Annotated in this window: 19 protein-coding genes; 9 read left to right on the forward strand and 10 right to left on the reverse strand. The window is 70.7% G+C overall.

Translation table 11 applies throughout. From position 1 onward, the window contains the following. The first annotated feature begins 4 nt into the window (after window positions 1-4). From ACFVW6_RS17180 to ACFVW6_RS17190, 3 genes are all read left to right on the forward strand, one after another. Window positions 5-1225 (forward strand): PE-PPE domain-containing protein, encoded by a 1221-nt coding sequence (locus ACFVW6_RS17180; protein ID WP_378828527.1) that lies wholly within the window; start codon window positions 5-7, stop codon window positions 1223-1225. A 105-nt stretch (window positions 1226-1330) separates the two neighbouring features. After that, complete coding sequence (locus ACFVW6_RS17185; RefSeq protein ID WP_378828529.1) at window positions 1331-2374, forward strand: TetR/AcrR family transcriptional regulator; 1044 nt, start codon at window positions 1331-1333, stop codon at window positions 2372-2374. A 108-nt stretch (window positions 2375-2482) separates the two neighbouring features. Further along, window positions 2483-4057 carry an FAD-binding oxidoreductase gene (locus ACFVW6_RS17190; protein ID WP_378828532.1) on the forward strand — a complete coding sequence of 525 codons (1575 nt, stop codon included), beginning with the start codon at window positions 2483-2485 and terminating at the stop codon, window positions 4055-4057. Here the strand turns inward: ACFVW6_RS17190 and ACFVW6_RS17195 are convergent. After that, window positions 4050-4868: a cyclase family protein gene (locus tag ACFVW6_RS17195; RefSeq protein ID WP_378828534.1), complete on the reverse strand. Its 819-nt coding sequence runs from the start codon at window positions 4866-4868 to the stop codon at window positions 4050-4052. The two genes, ACFVW6_RS17190 and ACFVW6_RS17195, sit on opposite strands and share 8 nt — an antisense overlap. Window positions 4869-4996: 128 nt before the next feature. Here ACFVW6_RS17195 and ACFVW6_RS17200 point away from each other — a divergent pair, with 128 nt between their 5' ends. Beyond that, window positions 4997-6043, forward strand: coding sequence for an alpha/beta fold hydrolase (locus ACFVW6_RS17200; RefSeq protein WP_378828536.1), 1047 nt, complete (start codon window positions 4997-4999; stop codon window positions 6041-6043). A gap of 4 nt (window positions 6044-6047) precedes the next feature. On the opposite strand, the gene ACFVW6_RS17205 is transcribed toward ACFVW6_RS17200, so the two are convergent. Then, window positions 6048-6956, reverse strand: coding sequence for a LysR family transcriptional regulator (locus ACFVW6_RS17205; protein WP_378828538.1), 909 nt, complete (start codon window positions 6954-6956; stop codon window positions 6048-6050). A 75-nt stretch (window positions 6957-7031) separates the two neighbouring features. Here ACFVW6_RS17205 and ACFVW6_RS17210 point away from each other — a divergent pair, with 75 nt between their 5' ends. The 4 genes from ACFVW6_RS17210 to ACFVW6_RS17225 all read left to right on the forward strand — a co-directional run bounded on the left by ACFVW6_RS17210 (window position 7032) and on the right by ACFVW6_RS17225 (window position 10951). Continuing rightward, entirely contained in the window at window positions 7032-8540 is a 1509-nt protein-coding gene (locus ACFVW6_RS17210; protein ID WP_378828540.1) for an MFS transporter, read from the forward strand. A gap of 109 nt (window positions 8541-8649) precedes the next feature. Further along, window positions 8650-9540, forward strand: coding sequence for an SDR family oxidoreductase (locus tag ACFVW6_RS17215; RefSeq protein ID WP_378828542.1), 891 nt, complete (start codon window positions 8650-8652; stop codon window positions 9538-9540). 186 nt (window positions 9541-9726) lie between these two features. Next, window positions 9727-10680, forward strand: coding sequence for a fatty acid desaturase (locus ACFVW6_RS17220; protein WP_378828546.1), 954 nt, complete (start codon window positions 9727-9729; stop codon window positions 10678-10680). A gap of 49 nt (window positions 10681-10729) precedes the next feature. Beyond that, window positions 10730-10951 carry a hypothetical protein gene (locus ACFVW6_RS17225; protein ID WP_378828549.1) on the forward strand — a complete coding sequence of 74 codons (222 nt, stop codon included), beginning with the start codon at window positions 10730-10732 and terminating at the stop codon, window positions 10949-10951. On the opposite strand, the gene ACFVW6_RS17230 is transcribed toward ACFVW6_RS17225, so the two are convergent. The 6 genes from ACFVW6_RS17230 to ACFVW6_RS17255 all read right to left on the reverse strand — a co-directional run bounded on the left by ACFVW6_RS17230 (window position 10948) and on the right by ACFVW6_RS17255 (window position 16630). Beyond that, on the reverse strand, window positions 10948-12195 hold the full coding sequence (locus tag ACFVW6_RS17230) for an ABC transporter substrate-binding protein (protein WP_378828551.1): 1248 nt from the start codon (window positions 12193-12195) through the stop codon (window positions 10948-10950). The genes ACFVW6_RS17225 and ACFVW6_RS17230 overlap by 4 nt on opposite strands. Further along, a complete protein-coding gene (locus ACFVW6_RS17235; RefSeq protein ID WP_378828553.1) occupies window positions 12192-13247 on the reverse strand; it encodes a branched-chain amino acid ABC transporter permease in 1056 nt (351 codons plus the stop codon). The genes ACFVW6_RS17230 and ACFVW6_RS17235 overlap by 4 nt, the downstream gene beginning before the upstream one ends. Beyond that, window positions 13244-14125, reverse strand: a complete 882-nt coding sequence (locus tag ACFVW6_RS17240; RefSeq protein WP_357346826.1) for a branched-chain amino acid ABC transporter permease — start codon at window positions 14123-14125, stop codon at window positions 13244-13246. The genes ACFVW6_RS17235 and ACFVW6_RS17240 overlap by 4 nt, the downstream gene beginning before the upstream one ends. 3 nt (window positions 14126-14128) lie before the next feature. Next, the gene (locus tag ACFVW6_RS17245; protein ID WP_378828556.1) at window positions 14129-14851 is read right to left on the reverse strand and encodes an ABC transporter ATP-binding protein; all 723 of its coding nucleotides are present in this window, start codon (window positions 14849-14851) and stop codon (window positions 14129-14131) included. Next, window positions 14848-15567, reverse strand: a complete 720-nt coding sequence (locus ACFVW6_RS17250) for an ABC transporter ATP-binding protein (RefSeq protein ID WP_378828558.1) — start codon at window positions 15565-15567, stop codon at window positions 14848-14850. Before ACFVW6_RS17250 ends, ACFVW6_RS17245 begins: the two co-directional genes overlap by 4 nt. 301 nt (window positions 15568-15868) lie before the next feature. Then, window positions 15869-16630: a 3-hydroxyacyl-CoA dehydrogenase gene (locus tag ACFVW6_RS17255; RefSeq protein ID WP_355272460.1), complete on the reverse strand. Its 762-nt coding sequence runs from the start codon at window positions 16628-16630 to the stop codon at window positions 15869-15871. Between the two features lie 81 nt (window positions 16631-16711). Between ACFVW6_RS17255 and ACFVW6_RS17260 the strand changes: the two genes are divergently transcribed. Then, window positions 16712-17356 (forward strand): TetR/AcrR family transcriptional regulator, encoded by a 645-nt coding sequence (locus ACFVW6_RS17260; protein ID WP_378828562.1) that lies wholly within the window; start codon window positions 16712-16714, stop codon window positions 17354-17356. Here ACFVW6_RS17260 and ACFVW6_RS17265 read toward each other — a convergent pair. Next, window positions 17290-18168: a TIGR03619 family F420-dependent LLM class oxidoreductase gene (locus ACFVW6_RS17265; protein ID WP_378828564.1), complete on the reverse strand. Its 879-nt coding sequence runs from the start codon at window positions 18166-18168 to the stop codon at window positions 17290-17292. The two genes, ACFVW6_RS17260 and ACFVW6_RS17265, sit on opposite strands and share 67 nt — an antisense overlap. Beyond that, complete coding sequence (locus tag ACFVW6_RS17270; RefSeq protein ID WP_378829413.1) at window positions 18165-18977, reverse strand: SDR family NAD(P)-dependent oxidoreductase; 813 nt, start codon at window positions 18975-18977, stop codon at window positions 18165-18167. Before ACFVW6_RS17270 ends, ACFVW6_RS17265 begins: the two co-directional genes overlap by 4 nt. Window position 18978 lies beyond the last annotated feature (1 nt).

Genomic DNA, 18978 nt, shown 5'->3' on the forward strand with positions numbered 1-18978 from the left:
GGGTGTGGCATGGCTGGAGATACAGAGTGTCGGTGCGGTCGCGCTGGCGGCGACGACGGTGCTGATCGTGCCCGGCACGGGTACCAGCGACCCGTCGGTGGCCCACGATTTCGAGAGCAACGCCTACCAGAACTTCGTCGTTCCCGGCGCACACGGTTGTACCGACAACGCTTGTCCCGGCGTCACCTTCGTTCCCGTTCCCTACGACGCGTCGCTGTGGCCGGTCATCTCGTCGAAGGGCCCCGGGGCGTCGTCGGCGAAGTGGGATCCCTCGGTCGCCGACGGCGTCGCCACTCTCGGCGCGCTGGCCGCGCGTCAGCTGGGTGCGCCGGGGAACGGCGGCATCGTGATCTTCGGCTATTCGCAGGGTGCGACGGTGGCCAGTGCGGAGAAGGCCGCTCTGGCGGGGCTGACGCCGGCGGAGAAGAACCGGCTCACCTTCGTCCTCATCGCGAATCCGAACCGTCCCAACGGCGGCATCATCGAACGGCCGGTGCGTTTCGGTGAGATCCCGGTCGCCGACATCAGTTTCGGACCGCCCACCCCGACCGACACGGGCATCGCGACCACGGATATCGCCATGCAGTACGACGGCATCTCGGATTTCCCCGCCTATCCACTCAATGTGCTCGCCGATGCGAACGCCCTGCTGGGCACCCTGCTGATCCACCCCTCCTACCTGCAGCCGAAGGGCGACGGCGCGGGCAGCGAACCCAAGGCGGGCGCGGCGATCTACGGCTACCGCGATCCCGCCGACTTCGTCGCCCAGCAGAACTGCGCTGCGCATCCCGAGAATTGCCAGAGCCACGGTGACACCGTCTACAAGACGATCCCCAGTCCCGAGGGCACCTTGCCCCTGCTGTACCCCTTGCGCGCGGTCGGACAGCACACGAACACCACGAATGTCACCGAGCCCGCCGCGGTCCTGCTGGAACCGGCGCTGCGGGTCCTGATCGAGACGGGATACGACCGCACCGACTACGCGGAGCCGACGCCGTTGCGGTTCGACCAGCCACTGAACCCGAGTAAGACCGCCACCCTGCCGGTGGACCTGCCCGCCGCCATCGACGAGGGCATCGCCGACGCCCTCGCGGAAATCGAGGACCCGGCACGCACGCCGGACCGGACCCTGCCCCCGGCCGCGGCCCTGGCCAATCTCGACGACCTCCTGCCCCCGAACCCGGTGACACCGCTGCTGCGCGACTTCTTCCCACCCGCGCCCTGAGACCACGCCGGAATCGCCGGATGCTTGATACCGAAACTAATAGTTTCGTATGCTGCCCTGGTGGCGACAGGGCAACGAGGGGCCGGCCGACCGCGCGAGGAACGCGTGGACGCGTCGATCGCGGCGGCGGTGCGTGCGGTGCTCGACGAGCGCGGGTACGCGGGGTCGACCGTGGACGCGGTCGCGACCCGCGCGGGCGTGAGCAAGGCGACCATCTACCGCCGCTACGCGACCAAACAGGAGATGACCTTCGCCGTCCTGCTCCACGATCTGCGCGCGGCGGCGCCCGCCGACACCGGCAGCCTGTCCGCCGATCTGCGCGCGCTCACCACCCAGATCGCGACACAGGTGCGCGACGCCGGCGCGGGCAACCTCACCGGCCTGCTCGCCGACATCCGCGCCGACCCCCGCCTGCGCATCCGTTTCGCGACGACCTTCCTGCCCGTGGAACGGCGCATCATCACGACGGTGCTGGACCGCGCGATCGCCCGCGGTGAACTGACCCGCGCACCGGACCCGGCCGTGGTCCAGGCGCTGCTGCTCGGCCCGCTCTACTCCTGGCTGATCATGCTCGACGAAAACCCCACGCGCGCCACCGAACTCACCGGTCTCGTCGCCACCGTGGTCACCGAGGCGCTCACCACGAATCTGCTGCCGACCCGCAGATCGCCCGCCGCACGGCCGGGGACCGCGCCCGGTGGGCCACGGCCACCACCGGCGCCACGAGCGTCCCCATGGCCAGGACTCAGCGCTTCCACCGAAGATCGTCCCGAACAGAGGAGTTCCATGAACAAGACATTCACCGCCGTCGCCCGCGTCGCGGCCGCCGGGGTTTGCGGCCTGGCGTTCGTCGCCGTCGTCGGTTCCGGCACCGCGCAGGCGGCACCACAGGACTGCCGGGTCGAACGGGATTTCTTCGGCGCGTCGGCCACCTGTCAGCCCGACGGCGGAAGCAACTACGTCCTGCACCTCGACTGCTTCGGCTTCTACGCCAACGGCCCGTTCCCGATGTACACGATCGGCTCCTACACCGTGCTCAGCTACCCGTTCGAGCCCTCGGGCCAGCGCATCTCGGCCGCGTGCACCGGCATGGGCCCGGGTGTCGTCGCGGCCGCCACCAACGCGTACGTCGAGGTCTATCGCGGCTAGCGAGCCCGCGGCGCGCCCGATGTGGTGACCACTCGCATCGGGCATCCGCGGCACCCCGGTTCGGCTAGGGTCCGAGCAGATCGACCCGCGCCGAGCGAAAGGAGCACGATGCTCTCCCGTCGGCAGTTGCTCGCCGCGGCCGCGCTCGGCGGCGCCGTCACCACATTGGGCCTTCCCACCGCCAGGGCCGAGGGGCGGGTGCTCGGTGCAGGCGACCACGAGTACGAAGAGCTCACCCGGCGCGGCTACAACCGCCGGTTCCAGGCCCGACCGGCGAAGATCTATCTGCCCACGACGACCGAGGAGGTCCGCACCGCGGTCGCGAGATCCGTCGCCGAGGGGACGCGGATCGCCGCACGCTCGGGCGGCCACTGCTTCGACAACTTCGTCGACCACGCCGCCACCCGGTCGCTCATCGATCTGAGCAGGATCGACGCCGTGTACTGGGACGAGCGCCTGCGCGCGTTCTCGGTCGGCGCCGGCGCCGACATCGGCACCGTCTACGAGGCACTGCTCCGCAATGGCGGCGTCACCGTGCCGGGCGGGATCTGCCTCGGCGTCGGCATGGGCGGCCATCTCTGCGGTGGCGGGTACGGCCCACTGTCGCGGCGGCACGGGCTCGTGGCCGACCACCTGGCCGGAGTGGAGGTGGTGACGGTCGACGCCGACGGCGCGGCGAAGGTGGTGCTCGCGACCCCCGACGGACCCGACCGCGATCTGTGGTGGGCCCACACCGGTGGTGGCGGCAGCAATTTCGGTGTGGTGACGCGGTTCCTGCTCCGCTCCCCCGGCGCCGACGGCACCGATCCCGCCGCGGCCCTGCCGAAGCCGCCGGGCAGCATGCTCAGCACGCGACTGATCGTGCCGGTCACGACGGAGGAGTCGTTCGTCCGCTTCGTCGGCAACTACCTCGCCTTCTTCCAACGGCACAGCGCGCCCGGCGACGAGTTCACCGGCCTGTACGCCCCGCTCATGATCAGGACGACCGGCACCGCCGCCGCGGAGCTGCTCGTGCTGCTCGACGCCGACGCACCCGACGCGCGCGCACGACTGGACACCTTCGTCGCGACGGTGACCGACGGTGTCTTTCCCCCGGCGATCCCGACGCCGGTCGCCCAGCTGTCCTACCCCGACACCGTGCGCCAGGTGTACTACGCGAAGGGCCCGAGTGCGCTCCGGGTCAAGGTGAAAGCCGCCTACCTGCGCACGGCGTACTCCCCCGACCAGCTCCGGGTCTTCTACCGCTACCTCACCAATCCCCGTTTCCTCGGCGAGTCCCAGCTCGAATTCCTGCCGTTCGGCGGCGCGATCAACGCCGTCTCCGCCGACGCGACCGCCATGCCCGCGCGCGATTCGTTCATGACGATGCTCATCCACGCCGCCTGGCGCCAGCCTGCCGGTGACGACCGCTTCCTGCGCTGGGCCCGCGAGATGTACCGCGATGTGCACGCCGACACCGGCGGGGTCCCGGTCCCCGGCGACACCTACGGCGGCAGCTACATCAACTACCCGGACCCGGATCTGGCCGACCCGGCGTGGAACACCTCTGGCCTGCCCTGGCATACGTTCTACTACCGCGACAACTATCCCCGGCTGCACCGGATCAAGACCGACCGCGATCCGGGAAACGTTTTCGCGCACCAGCTCTCGATCGGCAGGCCCGAGTGGGGACCGCTCAGGTGAGGGCGAGTACCCGGCACGGTCCACCCGTGCCGCCCGCGTGTTTCGGCGCGCCAACGACGACCTTCGCCCCGAACGGCGGAACCGTCGCGAGGTTCGCGAGCATCTCCACGCCGTAGCGGCCTGCGCCGAGCAGCGTGGTGTGCGCGCCGAAGTCCGGGTCCGCGCCGCAGTCCAGGCTGAGCGTATCGACGCCCGCCCCGACGATCCCGCACTGCGCGACAAGGTATTCCGCGGCATCGGCCGAGAATCCCGGCGCGTGCGGCCTGCCCTGACCGTCCAGATTGAGAAAGGTCGACGGTTCGGCCAGGCGCCGCTCCCAGCCGGAATACATCGCGACGAAGGCCCGCTCGGGGATCTCCCCGAACTGTGCTCGCCATCGGTCGATATCGGCGACGGTGACCACCGCGTCGGCCTCGGTGGCGGCCTTCGCGCTGATGTCGATGACCACGAGCGGGGCGACCAGATCGTCGACGACCAGCGCATCCGTCGTCGCGCCGCCGACGATCCGATGCGCGGGCGCGTCGAGGTGTGTGCCGGTGTGTTCCCAGTAGCCGAGGGCGAACTGCCCGAAGCCACCGGAGGCGTGCCACGCCACCGGCACCAGGGCGATCGGCGGATTGCCCGGCCACACCGGCAATTCCGGTGTGAGCGTGTGGGTCAGGTCGATCACGCCCCCGGCACGCGGTGCGGCGGCAGCGGGTGCGGGTACCGCCGCGGCGAGCGCGGTCAGGCCCGCGAGACCGAACAGGGCCCGCCGGCTGGGACGCGGCGCACCATCATGGGCGAGACGAACGATCTCCGGCGAGCACATCGGCCCAAGATAGCCGAGCGCGCCGGGCCCGGCGCAGATCTACGCGCCGGGCGAATTCGCCTCCCCGAGATAAGTCGGACACGATGTCCAGGTAAACTGTGCGGCGGGCACGGTCGTGGAGGTATGTGATGGTCAGCTGGGACAATGCCGTGCGCAATGTGGGCGCGCTGCTCGGCCCCGGAATCGAGCCGTATGTTCCGACGCCGTCGGAGGTCGTCTACGACCATCCGCATCGGCGGTTGCGGCGCTATCGCCGCAGCACCGAGAGCACCGGCAACCCCGTTCTGCTGGTCCCGCCGCTGGCGGTGACCATTTCCTGCTACGACCTGCGGCCCGGCCAGAGCCTGGTCGAGTATCTGCTGGAGATGGGGCGCGACGTCTATGTCCTGGACTACGGCGAGATCGGCTATGCCGACCGGAACCTGGGTTTCGAGGAATGGGTCGACGACATCGTGCCCACCGCCGTCCGCCGGGTCAGCGCGGCGCACGCGCACGCCCCGGTCGACGTGATCGGCTGGTCCTTCGGCGGCACGATCAGCCTGCTCACCGCGGCCGCCGACCCCCGGCTGCCACTCGCCTCGCTCACCGCGGTCGGCACACCGTTCGATCAGCGCCGCAACGGCCCGATGGCGCTCGCGCGCTCGGTCGGCCGCCTGACCTCGGGCCGGATCGTCACCGAGCCGGTCCGGCTCGTCGGCGGCATACCGAAACAGGCTGTGCGGCTGGGCTTCCGGGCCCAGGCGCTCGATCGTGAACTCACCAAACCGTGGTACATCGCCCGCAATGCCGGTGATGTGGAGGCGCTGGCGCGCATGCAGGCCGTCGACCGGTTCATGGACGAGATGCCCGGCTATCCCGGCCGGTTCTACCGGCAGGTCTATCGCCAGCTGATCGTGCGCAACGAGATGTGGAAGGGCACCGTGCATCTGAGCCCCTATCACGCGATCGAGCTGGCCGCGATCACGGTCCCGGTCCTGCTGATCGGCGGCCGCCGCGACAAACTCGCCTCGGCCGCGTCCGTCGCCGCGGGGACCGAGGTGCTCACCGGCGCGCCAGTGCGCTTCGCCGAGGTCGACGGCAGTCACCTGGGCATCATCGCCGGTCCCGGTGCCCGCGACTCCAGCTGGGCCGCGATCAGCGACTTCCTCGCCACCGAGGTCCCCCAGTGCGTCTGAGCCGCTAGTCCGGCTCACTCGCGAAGGCACCGAGGATGGTGTCACGCAGCCAGCGCTGCGCCGGATCGGTGTCGAGCCGGGCGTGCCACGACAACCGCACCTCGACCGCGGGCAGCGGCGCGGGCATCGTGAACCAGCGGATGCCGAGGGCCGGACCGTATTGCTCGGCGAGGCGCTGCGGAACGAGGCCGACGTAGCGACTCGACGACACCAGCAGGGCGGCGACCGCCGAGGTGGGCACCACGGCGGCGACCTGACGGCGCAGTCCGGCGGCCTCGAGCACCTCGTCGAGCGGACCCCTGGTCCGTCCGCGCCGGGACGCCGACACGTGCGGATGACGACACAGCTGCGCCAGGGTCGGGCGCCGGTGCCTGCCCAGCGGGCTGTCGGCGCGGACGATGCCGACGAGTCGTTCCCGGTACAGCGACGCTGTCCGGATATCGGGTGCGGCGCCGTCACCGGCGCCGATATCCAGGTCGACGGAGCCGTCGCGCAACGCCTCCACGCTCTCGGTGCCCTCGGTGACGAACCGCAGGATCACCCCCGGAGCCAGCGCCGCGGTGGCCTCCACCACGGTGGTCGCCAGGGTGGCGGCCACGCCGTCGTTGATGCGAATCGTGAAGGTGCGCTGCAGATCCGCCGCGGCGATATCGCGCTCGGCGCTGATCAGCGCCGACGCCTCCTCGAGCAGCGAGCGCACGCGGGGCGCCGTGCGCAGCGCGAACGGGGTCGGCGTCATCCCCCGGCCTGCCCGGACCAGGATCGGATCGTTCATCGCTCGCCGCAACCGGCTCAGCGCACGGCTCGTCGCGGGAATCGACAGGTGCAGCCGTTCGGCCGCCACGGTGACGCTGTGGTCCTGCAACAGCGCGTCGAACACCCGCAGCAGGTTCAGATCGAGCTGCTCCGCCATAGTTGCATCGTACGCAAAGTATTCTTGCCAAAGTTGCGTGGCAGGAAGTAACAGCAGGCACATAGCGTTTTTCCCATGCAATGGAATGTGCTCACCCGCGAGCGGACGCCGCGGGAATCGTCATCGGCGCCGGCCTCTGGCCCCGCCCTTCTCGCGATCATGTGTGCCTGCGTCGTCCTCGTCGTCGGCATGGTGGCCGCGATCAACCTCGCCGTCCCGATGCTGGCGTCGAGCGGCCTCCGCCCGTCCGCGTCGGCACTGGTCTGGATCGTCGACTCGTATGTGATCGTGTTCGCCTGCCTGGTGATTCCCGGTGGGGCGACGGGAGATCGGTTCGGGCGCAAGGGCGTGCTGATCGCCGGTCTGGTGGTGTTCGCGAGCGGGGCGCTGCTGTCCGCCGTCGCGCCGAGCATCGCGGTCCTGTTCCTCGGCCGGGCGCTCACGGGAGTGGGCGCCGCCGCCGTGCTGCCCAATACGCTGGCGGTGCTGCTGCACGCCGTCGCCGCCGAGCACCGGGGCCCGACCGTCGCGACCTGGGCGTCGATGACCGGCATCGGTGGTGTCGTCGGCAATGTCGGCGGCGGGGCGATCCTGTCCGGGGGGTCGTGGCGGTGGTTGTTCGTGGCGGTGGTGCCGATCGCGCTGGTTCTCGTGGTGCTGGTGGCCCTGTTCGCGCCGGTGTCACCGCGGCACGACCGGCGACTCGATCCGCTGGGAACGGCCTTGCTCGTCGGAGCCTCGGTGGCACTACTCGTCGGCATCGTCGAAGGGCCCGAGGCGGGGTGGGGCAGCACGGTCGTGATCGCCGGATTCGGCTGTGCCGTGGTGCTGTTCGCGCTGTGGGTGTTCGTCGAGCTGTCGGTCGAGCATCCACTGCTGGATCCGCGTGTGTTCCGCTCGCCCGAGCTGCGCAGCGCGTGCCTGGGGATGACGACGATCTTCTTCGGCATGTTCGCGCTGTTCTATGTGAACGCCTCGTTCCTGCAGTACGGCAAGGGGTTCGGGGTGCTGCGGACCGGGCTGGGCATCGTCGCGCTGACCGTGCCGATCATCGTCGGCGCACGCCGGGTCGGCGGGCTGGTGCGGCGCATCGGCGCGGACGCGACGATCGCGCTCGCGTTCGTGTTCGTCGGTGGTGGCCTGCTCGGGTTGTCGACCTGTGCCGCGAGCACGCCCTATCCGGCCTATGCCGCCTGGCTCGTCGTCACCGGAATCGGTGTGACACTGGCCCTTCCGACGCTCTCGGCCGCCATCGCCGGATCGCTGCCGCCCGCGCAGGCCGGTGTCGGCGCCGGACTCCAGGCCACCACCCGGGAATTCGGCAGCGCGCTCGGGGTGGCCGCGGTGGGCACCGTGCTCACCGCACGATTCTCCGACCTGCTGCCCGCGGACCTGCGCGCCGCGCACGCACCGCACACCGTCGCCCAGGCGCTCGCCGTCGCCCCCGATCGCGCCGACGACATCCTCACCGCGTTCGTCTCGGGCACGCAGTCCGGGCTCCGGACGATCGGCGTGGCGGTGCTGGTTCTCGGCGGCTCGGTGGTCGCGCAGTCCCTGGTCTCCGGGCGCCGAGGGCAGCGGTAGGACCGGCGAAACCCACCCTCCTGCTCTGGATTTCACCCTTCGGCGGCCGCGAGTCGACCGCCTCCACCCCGTCCGCGCGAGCCGCGGGCACCCCTCGAGGAGTTTCACCATGCATGTCTTCATCACCGGAGCGACCGGATGGATCGGCTCGGCCGTCGTCGATCACCTGCTCGCCACCGGACACGCCGTCAGCGGCCTCGCCCGCTCCGAGACCGCCGCGGAGGTGCTCGCACGCAAGGGCGCCCGGCCGCAGCGCGGCGACCTCGACGACGTCGACGGCCTGCGCGCCGCCGCCGCGGCCGCGGACGCCGTCGTCCATCTCGCCAACAAGCACGACTGGGCCGACCCGGCCGGAACCAACCGCACCGAACGCGCCGCGGTCACCGCGATGGCCGAGGCACTGACCGGCAGTGACCGGCCGTTCGTCCTCGCCGCCGCACTCTCCGGCTTGACCCGGGGCCGCCCCGCCGTCGAGCGCGATCCCTCCCCCGCCGTCGGCCCGGATTCACCCCGCGGTGGCAGCGAGAACCTCCTGCTCGCGTACGCCGACAGGGGCGTGCGAGTGATCAGCAGCCGATTCGCGCCCTCGGTCCACGGGCGTGGCGACACCGGATTCGTGGCGAGTCTGGTCGCGGCGGCCCGGCGGCACGGCCGCTCCGGCTACCTCGGTGACGGTGACACGGCCTGGGCGGCCGTGCATCGCGGCGATGCCGCCCGGCTCGTCCGGCTCGCGCTCGAAGCGGCACCGGCCGGATCCGTCCTGCACGCCGTCACCGAGGAGGCGATCTCCACCCGCGCCATCGCCGACGCCATCGGGCGGATGCTCGATGTGCCGGTCGTGTCCATCCCACCCGAGGACGCCACCGAGCACTTCGGATTCGTCGGCCGGTTCTTCGGCATGGACATGTCGGCGTCGAGCGCGCACACCCGGGAACTGCTGTCGTGGACTAGTTCCGGTCCCGCCTTGCTCGCGGACATCGCGAACGGCGCGTACGCCTGAGACCAAGCGTCGACGCCCGCTGGTCCTCGGACAGCGGGCGTCGGCGTCCCGTCGGCGATCGCCCGGATTCCCGGTACGGCGATCACACAGGTGTGACGCTCGGTACTTTCACCCTGTCGCGGACTGCGCGTCGGTGGCAGGATCAGCTGCGGGAGTTGCCTGATCTACCCGGAGTGACGCTGCATCATGACCGAAACCCGCACCCCCGGCCCGGCTCGCCCGTCGAGATCCACCGACGGCGACCTCGTGAACGTCCGGCTCATCGCCCTGGCGATGGCCATCGGCTCGACCCAGCTGTTCATCCTCCCGCTGCTGCTGCTTCCACGGAACGTGGCCTGGGGCTGGATCCTGGTGCCGCTGGCACTGACCACCACCCCGTTCTGGTCGCTGATCCACGAGTCCATCCACGGCACACTGCTGCGGGACCGCGCACGCAACGATCGCGCGGGCCGGGTGCTGGCCACCGTGTACGGCTCACCGTTCGCGCTGCTGAAAGCCGGTCACCTGCTGCATCATCGCTACAGCCGGGTCCGCGAACGCGCCGAGATCTACGATCCCGCCACGACCAGCCGGTTCCGGGCCACGCGGTCCCACTACCTGCAACTCCTCGGCGGTCTGTATCTGCTCGAGCTGATCGCCCTGCTCCTCGCCGTGCTGCCGGCGCGGACCATCCGGGCGCTGGCCCGCCGGGTGGAGACCCCCGAGTCGGTCGGTGGCCTCCTGCTCGAGCGGGTCGCCCAGCCCGCCGTGCTCGACAAGTTCCGCACCGACGCCGCCGCGATCGTCGCCGTCCACGCGGTAGCCTTCCTGGCCTACGGCGCGCACGGCTGGATGCTGCTCGCCGCGATCGCCGCTCGCGCCCTGGTCATCTCGCTCTCGGACAACGCCTACCACTACGGCACCGACCTCGACGCACCCCGCGAGGCGATGAACCTGCGCCTGCCCCGCCTGCTCGAACGCTGCACCCTCAACTTCACCCTCCACGACGTCCACCACCGCCACCCCGGCCTGCGCTGGCACGAACTCCCCACCCGATTCCGCGACGACGGCGCCCACTACCACCTCGGCTGGTTCACCGCGGTCGCCCGCCAGTTCCGCGGCCCTATCCCCCTCGACCGACCAACCGTGCGCCACGACTGACTCCCGCACACAACGGAAGGTTCGTGGACAGCGGAACGGCATCGCCGCGGTGGCGGCGCCGGCCGCGACCGAGCCCGGCCATCGCGGACGCACCTACGCCCTGACCGGACCACACCCGGTCACCGCCCGCAGGCCGGTCGAGGTGCTCGCCGCCGCACTCGGACAACCCCTTTCGGTCACCGAGATAGCCGAGCGCAGGCCCGTCGGTGCGGGGCGGAAACGACTGCTGGTCCCGCGCCTCGGCACGGGACCAGCAGTCGGGGTGTGCTAGCCGGTGGTGTCGATGATGGAGCCAACCAGGCTCCAGCGGTCACCGGTCAGGCGCTGGATCTGCAGGGCCTCGATGGGGAACGCGTCGCCGTTGCCGGTCTTCAGCGATACTCCTGGGAGCAGCAGATCGATCGGGATGTTGTTCAGGTTGCGCATAGAGTCACGCAGGCCCTCGCGGGTCGGGCAGGTGGCGGCGGCCATGGTCTTGGCGAAGCTGTCGGCGCTGGTCCAGCCGATGATCGCGTAGTTGCTGGTCGGGTCGATGCCCTGGCCGTAGCGGGCCAGCTTGTCCTTGTAGTCGCGCATCGCCGGGTCGGCGTCGCGGGCGGGGTCGGCGGGGTCCTTGGTGTAGGCGGCCGACACCACGCCCTGGATGTTCTCGACGCCGACCGGCTTCAGCGTGGTCACCGAGTTGGAGACGGTGGTGATGACATGCAGCGGGTTCCAGTCGCCGGTGCGCGCGTCGGCGGCGAGGGCCTGCGCGGTGAACTTCGGGGTCGAGAAGTTCAGCAGCACATCGGCTTTCGAGGCGGCCAGGTTGCGCACCTGCGGTTCCACCGTCGGGTCGGTGACCTCGTAGCTCTGCTCGGCCACGATTCGCACACCGCTGCCGGCCACCGCCGCGCGGAAGTTGTCGAGCAGGTCCTTGCCGAAGTCGTCGTTCTGATAGAGCACCGCGACGGTCGCGTCGGGCCGTTCCTGCCGGACGTACTTCGCGTAGGCCCGCGCCTCGGACCGGTAGCTCGGCTGCCAGCCGATGGTCCACGGATGCGCGGTATCCGAGCCCCACTTCGTGGCGCCGCCGGCGACGAACACCTGCGGGACCTTGCGCTGGTTCAGGTAGTCCCACACCGCGGACGAGGTGGCCGTGCCCAGCGTCGGGAAGATCGCGAACACCTGATCCTGCTCGACCAGCCTTCGGGTCTCCTCCACGGTCTTGGGCGGCTGGTAGCCGTCGTCGCGCACCAGGTATTCCACCTTGCGGCCGTTGATGCCGCCCTTCTCGGCGTTGAGATAGTCGAAGTAGGCCTTGCCTGCCTTGCCCGCCTCGCCGTAGGCCGACGCGGGCCCCGACAGCGGGTACACCCCGCCGAGTGTGATGGTGGTGTCGGTGATGCCGACGGTCTGCTGCCCCTGGCAGTCACCGCCCGCCGTCGTCGCCGTGTCGCCGCGACCACCACACGCGGTGAGGGCGAGCATCGCCGCCGCCGTGACACCGGCGACCCGGAATACCTTGGTTCTCATTGTCGTGCGCCTTTCCGAACAAGCAGGGTGAGGAGGTGACGAGGGAGCCGGGCGAGGAGTCCGGCCAGTCCAGTGGGTGCGAGATACATCAGGCCGATGACGACGATGCCGAAGATCACCCCGGGTGCGGCGTCGTTGACGTCCTGGGCCAGGCTCGGCACGAACATGACGAACGCGGCACCGAGCACCGCGCCCCACAGCGACCCGAGACCGCCGACGACGATGCCGGCGAGCAGCGTGATCGACAGGGCGACGGTGAACGAATCCGGTGACACGTAGGCGATCACCCAGGTGTAGACGCAGCCCGCGATCCCGGCCAGCATGGCGCTCCAGGCGAAGGCGAGGGTCTTGTAGACCGCGAGCCGGACGCCCATCATCTCGGCGACGATCTCGTTGTCGCGGATCGCCCGCAGCGCCCGGCCGACGCGTGATCGCAGCAGCCCGGCCACCGCCGCGAAGCTCAGTGCCGCCGTGGCCGCCGCCAGGAAGTACAGCCACTGGTCCTCGGCCAGACCCGTCCACGCCGGGGCGCTCGGCTTGGTGACGGTCAAGCCCATGGATCCGCCGGTGACCGCATCGAATCGCTTCAGCAGCGGCACCAGGAAGACCGCGATCGCGAGCGTCACCAGGGCCAGGTACAGCCCGTGCAAGCGCAGCGCCGGGATGCCCACCGCGACACCGAACAGGAAGGTCACCGCGGCGGCCGCCGGCAGAGCGGCGAGATACGGTGCGTCCCAGTGGTACATCATCCCGGCGGCCACATACGCACCGGCGCCGAAGAAGGCGCCGTGCCCCAGTGAGATCTGCCCGGTGTAACCGACGAGGAGGTTCAGCCCGAGCAGGGCGATCGCGTAGACCATCACCATCGAGAGCTGGAAGGTGTAGAACGGCGCCAGCTGGAACGGTGCCACGCAGACCGCCACGGCCAGTGCCGTGTGGACGAGCGCGGTCCGGTGCGCGGTCACGAAGGCGACCAGGCGCGCACGCGGTGCGGGTGGCGTCCCACCGGGTTCGGCGGCGGGCGCGGGGTTGTGCAGTGCGGTGTCGCTCATACTCGCTGCACCGCCGGGGTTCCGAAGAGACCCTGCGGGCGCACCAGCAGGACGGTGATGATGATCAGCAGCGGCACGGCGATCTTGAGCTCGGTGCCGATCGCGTCGATATAGGCGCCCGCCAGTGTCTCGCTGACCCCGACGATCAGGCCACCGGCGACCGCGCCGACCGGGGAGTCGAAACCACCCAGCGTCGCCGCGGCGAAGGCGTAGATGAGGACCCCGCCCATCATGTTCGGTTCCAGGAACAGCATCGGTGCGGCGAGGATGCCCGAGACCGCGCCGACCAGGGCCGCCAGGCCCCAGCCGAGGGCGAGTACGACGCCGACGCGAATCCCGTTCAGCCGGGCCGATTCCGGGTTCGCGGCCACCGCCCGCATCGCCAGCCCGATCTTGGTGAACCGGAACAGCGCGAACAGCGCCACCATCACCAGTCCGACCACCGCGAGCACGCCGAGACTCTGATAGCTCGCGCTCACCCCGCCGGTGCCGATCGCGCCCGCGGGGAACGGGCTCGGAAAGGTGTGCAGCTGGAACGACCAGATCCAGCCCGCGGCGGCATTGACGAAGAAGTACAGGCCGACGGTGACGATCACCAGCGTCAGTTCGGGTGCGCCCTCGACCGGGCGGATCACCACCCGTTCGATGAGCAGGCCGCCGGCGAAGGAGACCGCGAGGGCGGTGAGCATGGCCAGCCACAACGGCATTCCGCTCTGGCCGAACTGCCAGGCGAGAAACGCCGAGAACATGGCCAGCTCGCCCTGGGCGAAGTTCGCCACGCCGGTGAATCGGTAGATGAGGACCAGTCCCAGCGCCAGGCTCGCGTAGATCGCGCCCGCGGTGAGACCGCCGAGGAGTTGTTCGAGAAATGCATGCATGGGTCAGGCCTGATATCCGAGGTAGGAACGAGCGATGTGGTCGTCGGCGTCGATCTGGGCCGGAGTGCCCGACAGCACCACCCGGCCGGTCTCCAGCACATGGGCCCGATCGGCGATGGCCAGCGCGAGATGCGCGTTCTGTTCGACCACCACGACGGTGGTGCCGTCGGCTTCGTTGACGGCGGCGATGATGGCGAACAGCTCCTGGGTCACCAACGGCGACAACCCGAGTGAGGGCTCGTCGAGGAGCAGCAGGCGCGGCCGCATCATCAGCGCGCGGCCGAGCGCCAGCATCTGCTGCTGGCCACCGGACAGGCTGCCCGCCTGCTGCCGCAGTTTGTCTTTCAGGATCGGGAAGTAGCCGAAGACCTTGTCCAGGTCGGCGCGGATCGCGGCGGTGTCCCGGCGGGTGAACGCCCCGGCGCGCAGATTCTCGGCGACCGTCAGCGGCGCGAAGGTGCCCCGCCCCTGCGGCACGTGCGCGACACCGAGCCGCGCCACCGATTCCGGCGTCGATCGGCCCAGCACCACGCCGTCCACGCGCACGCTGCCCGCGCGCGCCCGCACCATGCCGCTCGCGGTCCGCAGCAGGGTGGTCTTGCCCGCGCCGTTGGGGCCGAGGATCGCGCACACCTCGCCCTGGGCCACCGACACACTCACCTCGTGCAGCACCTGCGCCGCACCGTATCCGGCGCACACGCCGTCGACGACGAGGAACTCGCTCATGCCGGGGTCCCCAGATAGGCGGCGACGACCTCGGGATGCCGTTGCACCTGCGCGGGCGTGCCCTCGGCGATCACCCGGCCGAAGTCCAGGCACACCACCCGATCGCACAGGCCCATCACGAATCCCATGTGGTGCTCGACCACGATGACGGTCAGGGCGAACTCGGCGTGCACGGCGCGAACGAGCGCGGCGAACTCGAAGACCTCGCCGTGACTGAGGCCGTTGACCGGCTCGTCCAACATCAGCAGCCGCGGTCGGCACGCGAGCGCCCTGGCCAGTTCGATCCGTTTGAGTGTGCCGAACGGGAGTCCGGCCGCCGGATGGTCGGCGACCTCCAGCAGATCCAGGCGTTCGAGGACCTCGTGCACGTCGGCGACGAGCCGGGTCTCCTCGCGCCGGACCCCGGGCAGCCACAGGGCCGCCGCGCCGAAGCCCGACGTCGCCCGGTGGTGCGCGCCGACCAGGACGTTCTCGCGCACCGTCATGTGCTCGAACAGGCCGAGATTCTGGAACGTGCGGGCGATTCCCAGCCCGGTCAGCTCGTCGGGACGCTTCCGCAGCAGATCGATTCCGCGAAAGGTGACCGTGCCGGCGTCGGGCTTGCCGCGGCCGGTCAGGCAGTTGAACAGTGTGGTCTTGCCGGCGCCGTTCGGGCCGATCAACCCGAGCATCTCCGACTCCCCGACGTCGAAGCTCACTCCGTCCAGGGCAGTCACGCCACCGAATCGGACGGTGATGTTCCGTATTTCCAGCAAGCCGTCCTCCGCTCCCCGGATCGTGTCGCCACGATGTCGAGCTGTGCGCTGCCGACGCTGGTCTGCGCGTCGGGCGCCAGTATCAAATCAAGGGCCTGCGGCGGCGGGGAGGACGAACGAGTAGCACCGATGGGACGAGTGAAATGTCCCAATTGTCCCGGATGGCCGGGGCGGAATGCGGTAGCCGGTCACGGCACCGGACCCGGACAGACGACCACCGGCCGGGCACAGTGCCCGGCCGGTGGTCGTGGTGCCGATCGGATCAGCGCGGCGCCATGCGGATCGCGCCGTCGAGGCGGATGGTCTCGCCGTTGAGCATGGGGTTCTCCACGATGTGCCGGGCCAGCGCGGCGAACTCGGTGGGCTGGCCAAGGCGCGAGGGGTGCGGCACCTGCGCGCCGAGCGACTGCAGCGCCTCCTCGGGCAGCGTCTCGAACAGCGGGGTGCGGAACAGACCGGGCGCGATGGTGACGACCCGGATCTTGAAGCCCGCCAGGTCACGCGCGACCGGCAGGGTCAGGCCGACGATGCCGCCCTTGGACGCCGAGTAGGCGGCCTGGCCGATCTGGCCGTCGTAGGCGGCGACGGAGGCGGTGTTGACGATGACGCCCCGCTCCTCGCCGACCGGCTCGGTGGCCGCCATGCGCTCGGCGGCCAGCCGGATCACGTTGAACGTGCCGACCAGGTTGACGTTGATCACCTTGGTGAAGTCGGCGAGCGGGAACGCGCCCTTCTTGCCGACCGTCTTGATCGCGTTGCCGATGCCCGCGCAGTTCACCGCGATCCGCAGCGGCGCCAGCGATTCGGCGACGTCGAGGGCCGCGGACACCGCCGATTCGTCGGTCACGTCCGCTGCCGCGAAGGCCGCGCCCTCGCCCAGCTCCTTGGCGATGGTCGCACCGTTGGACGACGGCAGGTCGACGATGACGACCTTGGCGCCCTGCGCGTGCAGTTCCCGCACGGTCGCCAAGCCCAGACCCGACGCGCCGCCGGTGACGATCGCGGACGCATTGACGAATTCCATACCAGTTACTCCTGTTCGATGAGGTGACTCGTGGTCGACCGCAATATTGACACACCTCGCCAAAACTGGTTGGCTTTCGCCGTGACGCCGCCCGCTGCCCGCCGCCCCGGCCGCCCGTCGGTGCTGGACACCCGGGCCGTCTCCGTGGGCGCGCTGCGCCTGTGGACCGAACGCGGTTTCGCCACGACGAGCTGGAACGACCTCGCCGAGGCCACCGGGATCAGCGCGCGAACCCTGTTGCGGCACTTCTCCTCCCGGGCCGAGATCGCCTGGCTGGGGGTCGCGCCTGCCACGGACCGGCTGCGCGACGCGCTCACCGGCGCAGCCCAGGACGCGCCGCCCGCGCTGGTGGTCCGCACGGCGATCGTCGAATCGGTGTCGCGCGACCCGCGGATCCACGAGCTCGCGCCGGATTGGCTGCGGCTGATCTCCTCCGAACCCGAGCTCGCCGCGACCGCGCCCCGGATCTACCAGCCCTGGATCGACACGCTGTCGGGCTATCTCGCCCGCCGGCTACCCGGCTCCCCCGCCGCCATCTGCCGGGCGCTCGCGACCGCCTACCAGTCGGCGACCTTCGCCGCGCTGATCGAGTGGGCCGAGTCCGGCGCGGGTGACGACTGCGCCGACTCGGTCGATCGAATGCTGCGGTGGATGGACGGTCACCTGCCGGGAACCGGCACCGCCCCGGACTCCTCGTCGCGGATCTCGGCCAGCGCGCCGAGCTGATCGCAGTAGTGCTCGGCCGAGGTCGCCGATAGCGCGGCGCCGATCACCGTCGCGCCCGCGCGGGTCGCCGCCGCGAGCTTCTTCCTTGTCCCCGTGGGGTTTCCGAGCGGGTCCAGGGATCCGGCCGAGAGCACGACCTCGAAGCCGGCGGGCGGCTCGCGGCGGGCGAGCAGTGTGCCGATCTCGTCGAAGGTCAGCCCGAACGGGACCCAGCCGTCGGCGAGGTCCACCGCGCGCCGCAGCGACCGGGCCGTGCGGCCACCGATCCACAGCGGGACCGATTCCTGCACGGCGTGCGGTTCGACCACCAGGTCCGAGAACCGGTGATACGGGCCGTCGTGGTGCGGGACGCGCTGCGACAGCGCGGCTCGCAGCGCGATCAGGGCGGCGTCGGCACGGGCGCCGCGGTCGTCGAACGGCACGTCGAGGAGCTCGAATTCCTCCTGGAGCGAGCCGACCCCCAGGCCGAGGACCAGCCGTCCACCGCTCACGACATCGAGGGTGCCGTAGCGCTTGGCGATCTCGAGCGGATGGTGATAGCCGAGGACGAGCACCTTGGTGGCCAGCCGGATCCGTTCGGTGCGCGCGGCCAGGTAGCCCAGGGTGGCCAGCGGATCCCAGTACGTCGCGCCACGCACCGCCGCGACGGCGGTCGGCACCGCGACGTGTTCGCTGCACGTGAGGTGATGGAAACCGAGCCGGTCGGCGGCGACGGCGATCCGCGCCAGTTCGGCGATGCCCGCCGACTCCTCCCACGGGCTGTGCGCGCCGGGCACCCGCGTGACCACCGGGGTGTCGATCCCGATCCTCATCGCGCCGCCTCCCGAGCACCCGGCGGCGGCAGGAGCTTGCGCGCCCCGGCGCTCGCCGCCAGCAGCAGCTCGGCCCGGTCGGTTCCGCTGTTGCGTTCGGCGATCGCGGCGAACTCCGCCACCACGACCACGGGTCCGTTCGGCAGGCTCGCCAGCCCCTGCGCGGCGACCTCGCGTGGTTCGGAGACCCGCAGGCCGGGGCGGTCCATCCGCAGGCCGGCCCGGGCCATGGCCGGGGTGCGGGTCACGCCGAGTACCAAGTGCAGGACGTCGACGTCGTAGTCGCGCATCTCCAGCCACAGCCCCTCGGCGAAGGTCCGCAGGAACGCCTTGGCGGCCGCGTAGACGCTGATCTGCGCCGACCCCAGATAGCCGCTGAGCGAGCCGACCAGCAGGATCCCGCCGCGACGCCGCTCGCGCATGGGCGCGCCGAAGTGCTGGACCAGCCGCAGCTGGGCGGTGATGTTGAGGTCGATCACCGCGCGGAATCGGTCGAGGTCACCGGTCACGAACTCGTGGCCGTAGGTGTTGGCGCCCGCGTTGTAGACGAGCAGGCCCACCGTCAGGTCCTCGGTGAGGGCCGCGATGCGGTCGAGCGCGTCGGGGGCGAGCAGATCGACCGACAGGGTGCGCACCTCGACGCCGTGGGCGCGGCAGACCTCGGCGGTCGCCAGCAGCGGCTCTTCCTTGCGTGCCAGCAGCACCAGATGCGTGCCGGCGCGGGCGAGCTGCTCGGCGAATTCGGCGCCGACTCCTTCCGACCCGCCCGCGATCACCGCCCAGGGGCCGTACTTGTCGAGATCCATGATG

The sequence above is a fragment of the Nocardia sp. NPDC058244 genome (assembly GCF_042882065.1).
In the GTDB taxonomy this organism is placed as follows: Bacteria; Actinomycetota; Actinomycetes; order Mycobacteriales; family Mycobacteriaceae; genus Nocardia.

Excerpts from the sequence above, each read along its gene's own strand:
- ACFVW6_RS17210 (WP_378828540.1), top strand. The coding sequence starts at position 7,032 with ATGCAATGGAATGTGCTCACCCGCGAGCGGACGCCGCGGGAATCGTCA.
- ACFVW6_RS17245 (WP_378828556.1), bottom strand. The coding sequence starts at position 14,851 with ATGAGCGAGTTCCTCGTCGTCGACGGCGTGTGCGCCGGATACGGTGCG.
- ACFVW6_RS17220 (WP_378828546.1), top strand. The coding sequence starts at position 9,727 with ATGACCGAAACCCGCACCCCCGGCCCGGCTCGCCCGTCGAGATCCACC.
- ACFVW6_RS17265 (WP_378828564.1), bottom strand. The coding sequence starts at position 18,168 with ATGAGGATCGGGATCGACACCCCGGTGGTCACGCGGGTGCCCGGCGCG.
- ACFVW6_RS17190 (WP_378828532.1), top strand. The coding sequence starts at position 2,483 with ATGCTCTCCCGTCGGCAGTTGCTCGCCGCGGCCGCGCTCGGCGGCGCC.
- ACFVW6_RS17195 (WP_378828534.1), bottom strand. The coding sequence starts at position 4,868 with ATGTGCTCGCCGGAGATCGTTCGTCTCGCCCATGATGGTGCGCCGCGT.
- ACFVW6_RS17205 (WP_378828538.1), bottom strand. The coding sequence starts at position 6,956 with ATGGCGGAGCAGCTCGATCTGAACCTGCTGCGGGTGTTCGACGCGCTG.
- ACFVW6_RS17240 (WP_357346826.1), bottom strand. The coding sequence starts at position 14,125 with ATGCATGCATTTCTCGAACAACTCCTCGGCGGTCTCACCGCGGGCGCG.
- ACFVW6_RS17235 (WP_378828553.1), bottom strand. The coding sequence starts at position 13,247 with ATGAGCGACACCGCACTGCACAACCCCGCGCCCGCCGCCGAACCCGGT.
- ACFVW6_RS17200 (WP_378828536.1), top strand. The coding sequence starts at position 4,997 with ATGGTCAGCTGGGACAATGCCGTGCGCAATGTGGGCGCGCTGCTCGGC.
- ACFVW6_RS17215 (WP_378828542.1), top strand. The coding sequence starts at position 8,650 with ATGCATGTCTTCATCACCGGAGCGACCGGATGGATCGGCTCGGCCGTC.
- ACFVW6_RS17230 (WP_378828551.1), bottom strand. The coding sequence starts at position 12,195 with ATGAGAACCAAGGTATTCCGGGTCGCCGGTGTCACGGCGGCGGCGATG.
- ACFVW6_RS17255 (WP_355272460.1), bottom strand. The coding sequence starts at position 16,630 with ATGGAATTCGTCAATGCGTCCGCGATCGTCACCGGCGGCGCGTCGGGT.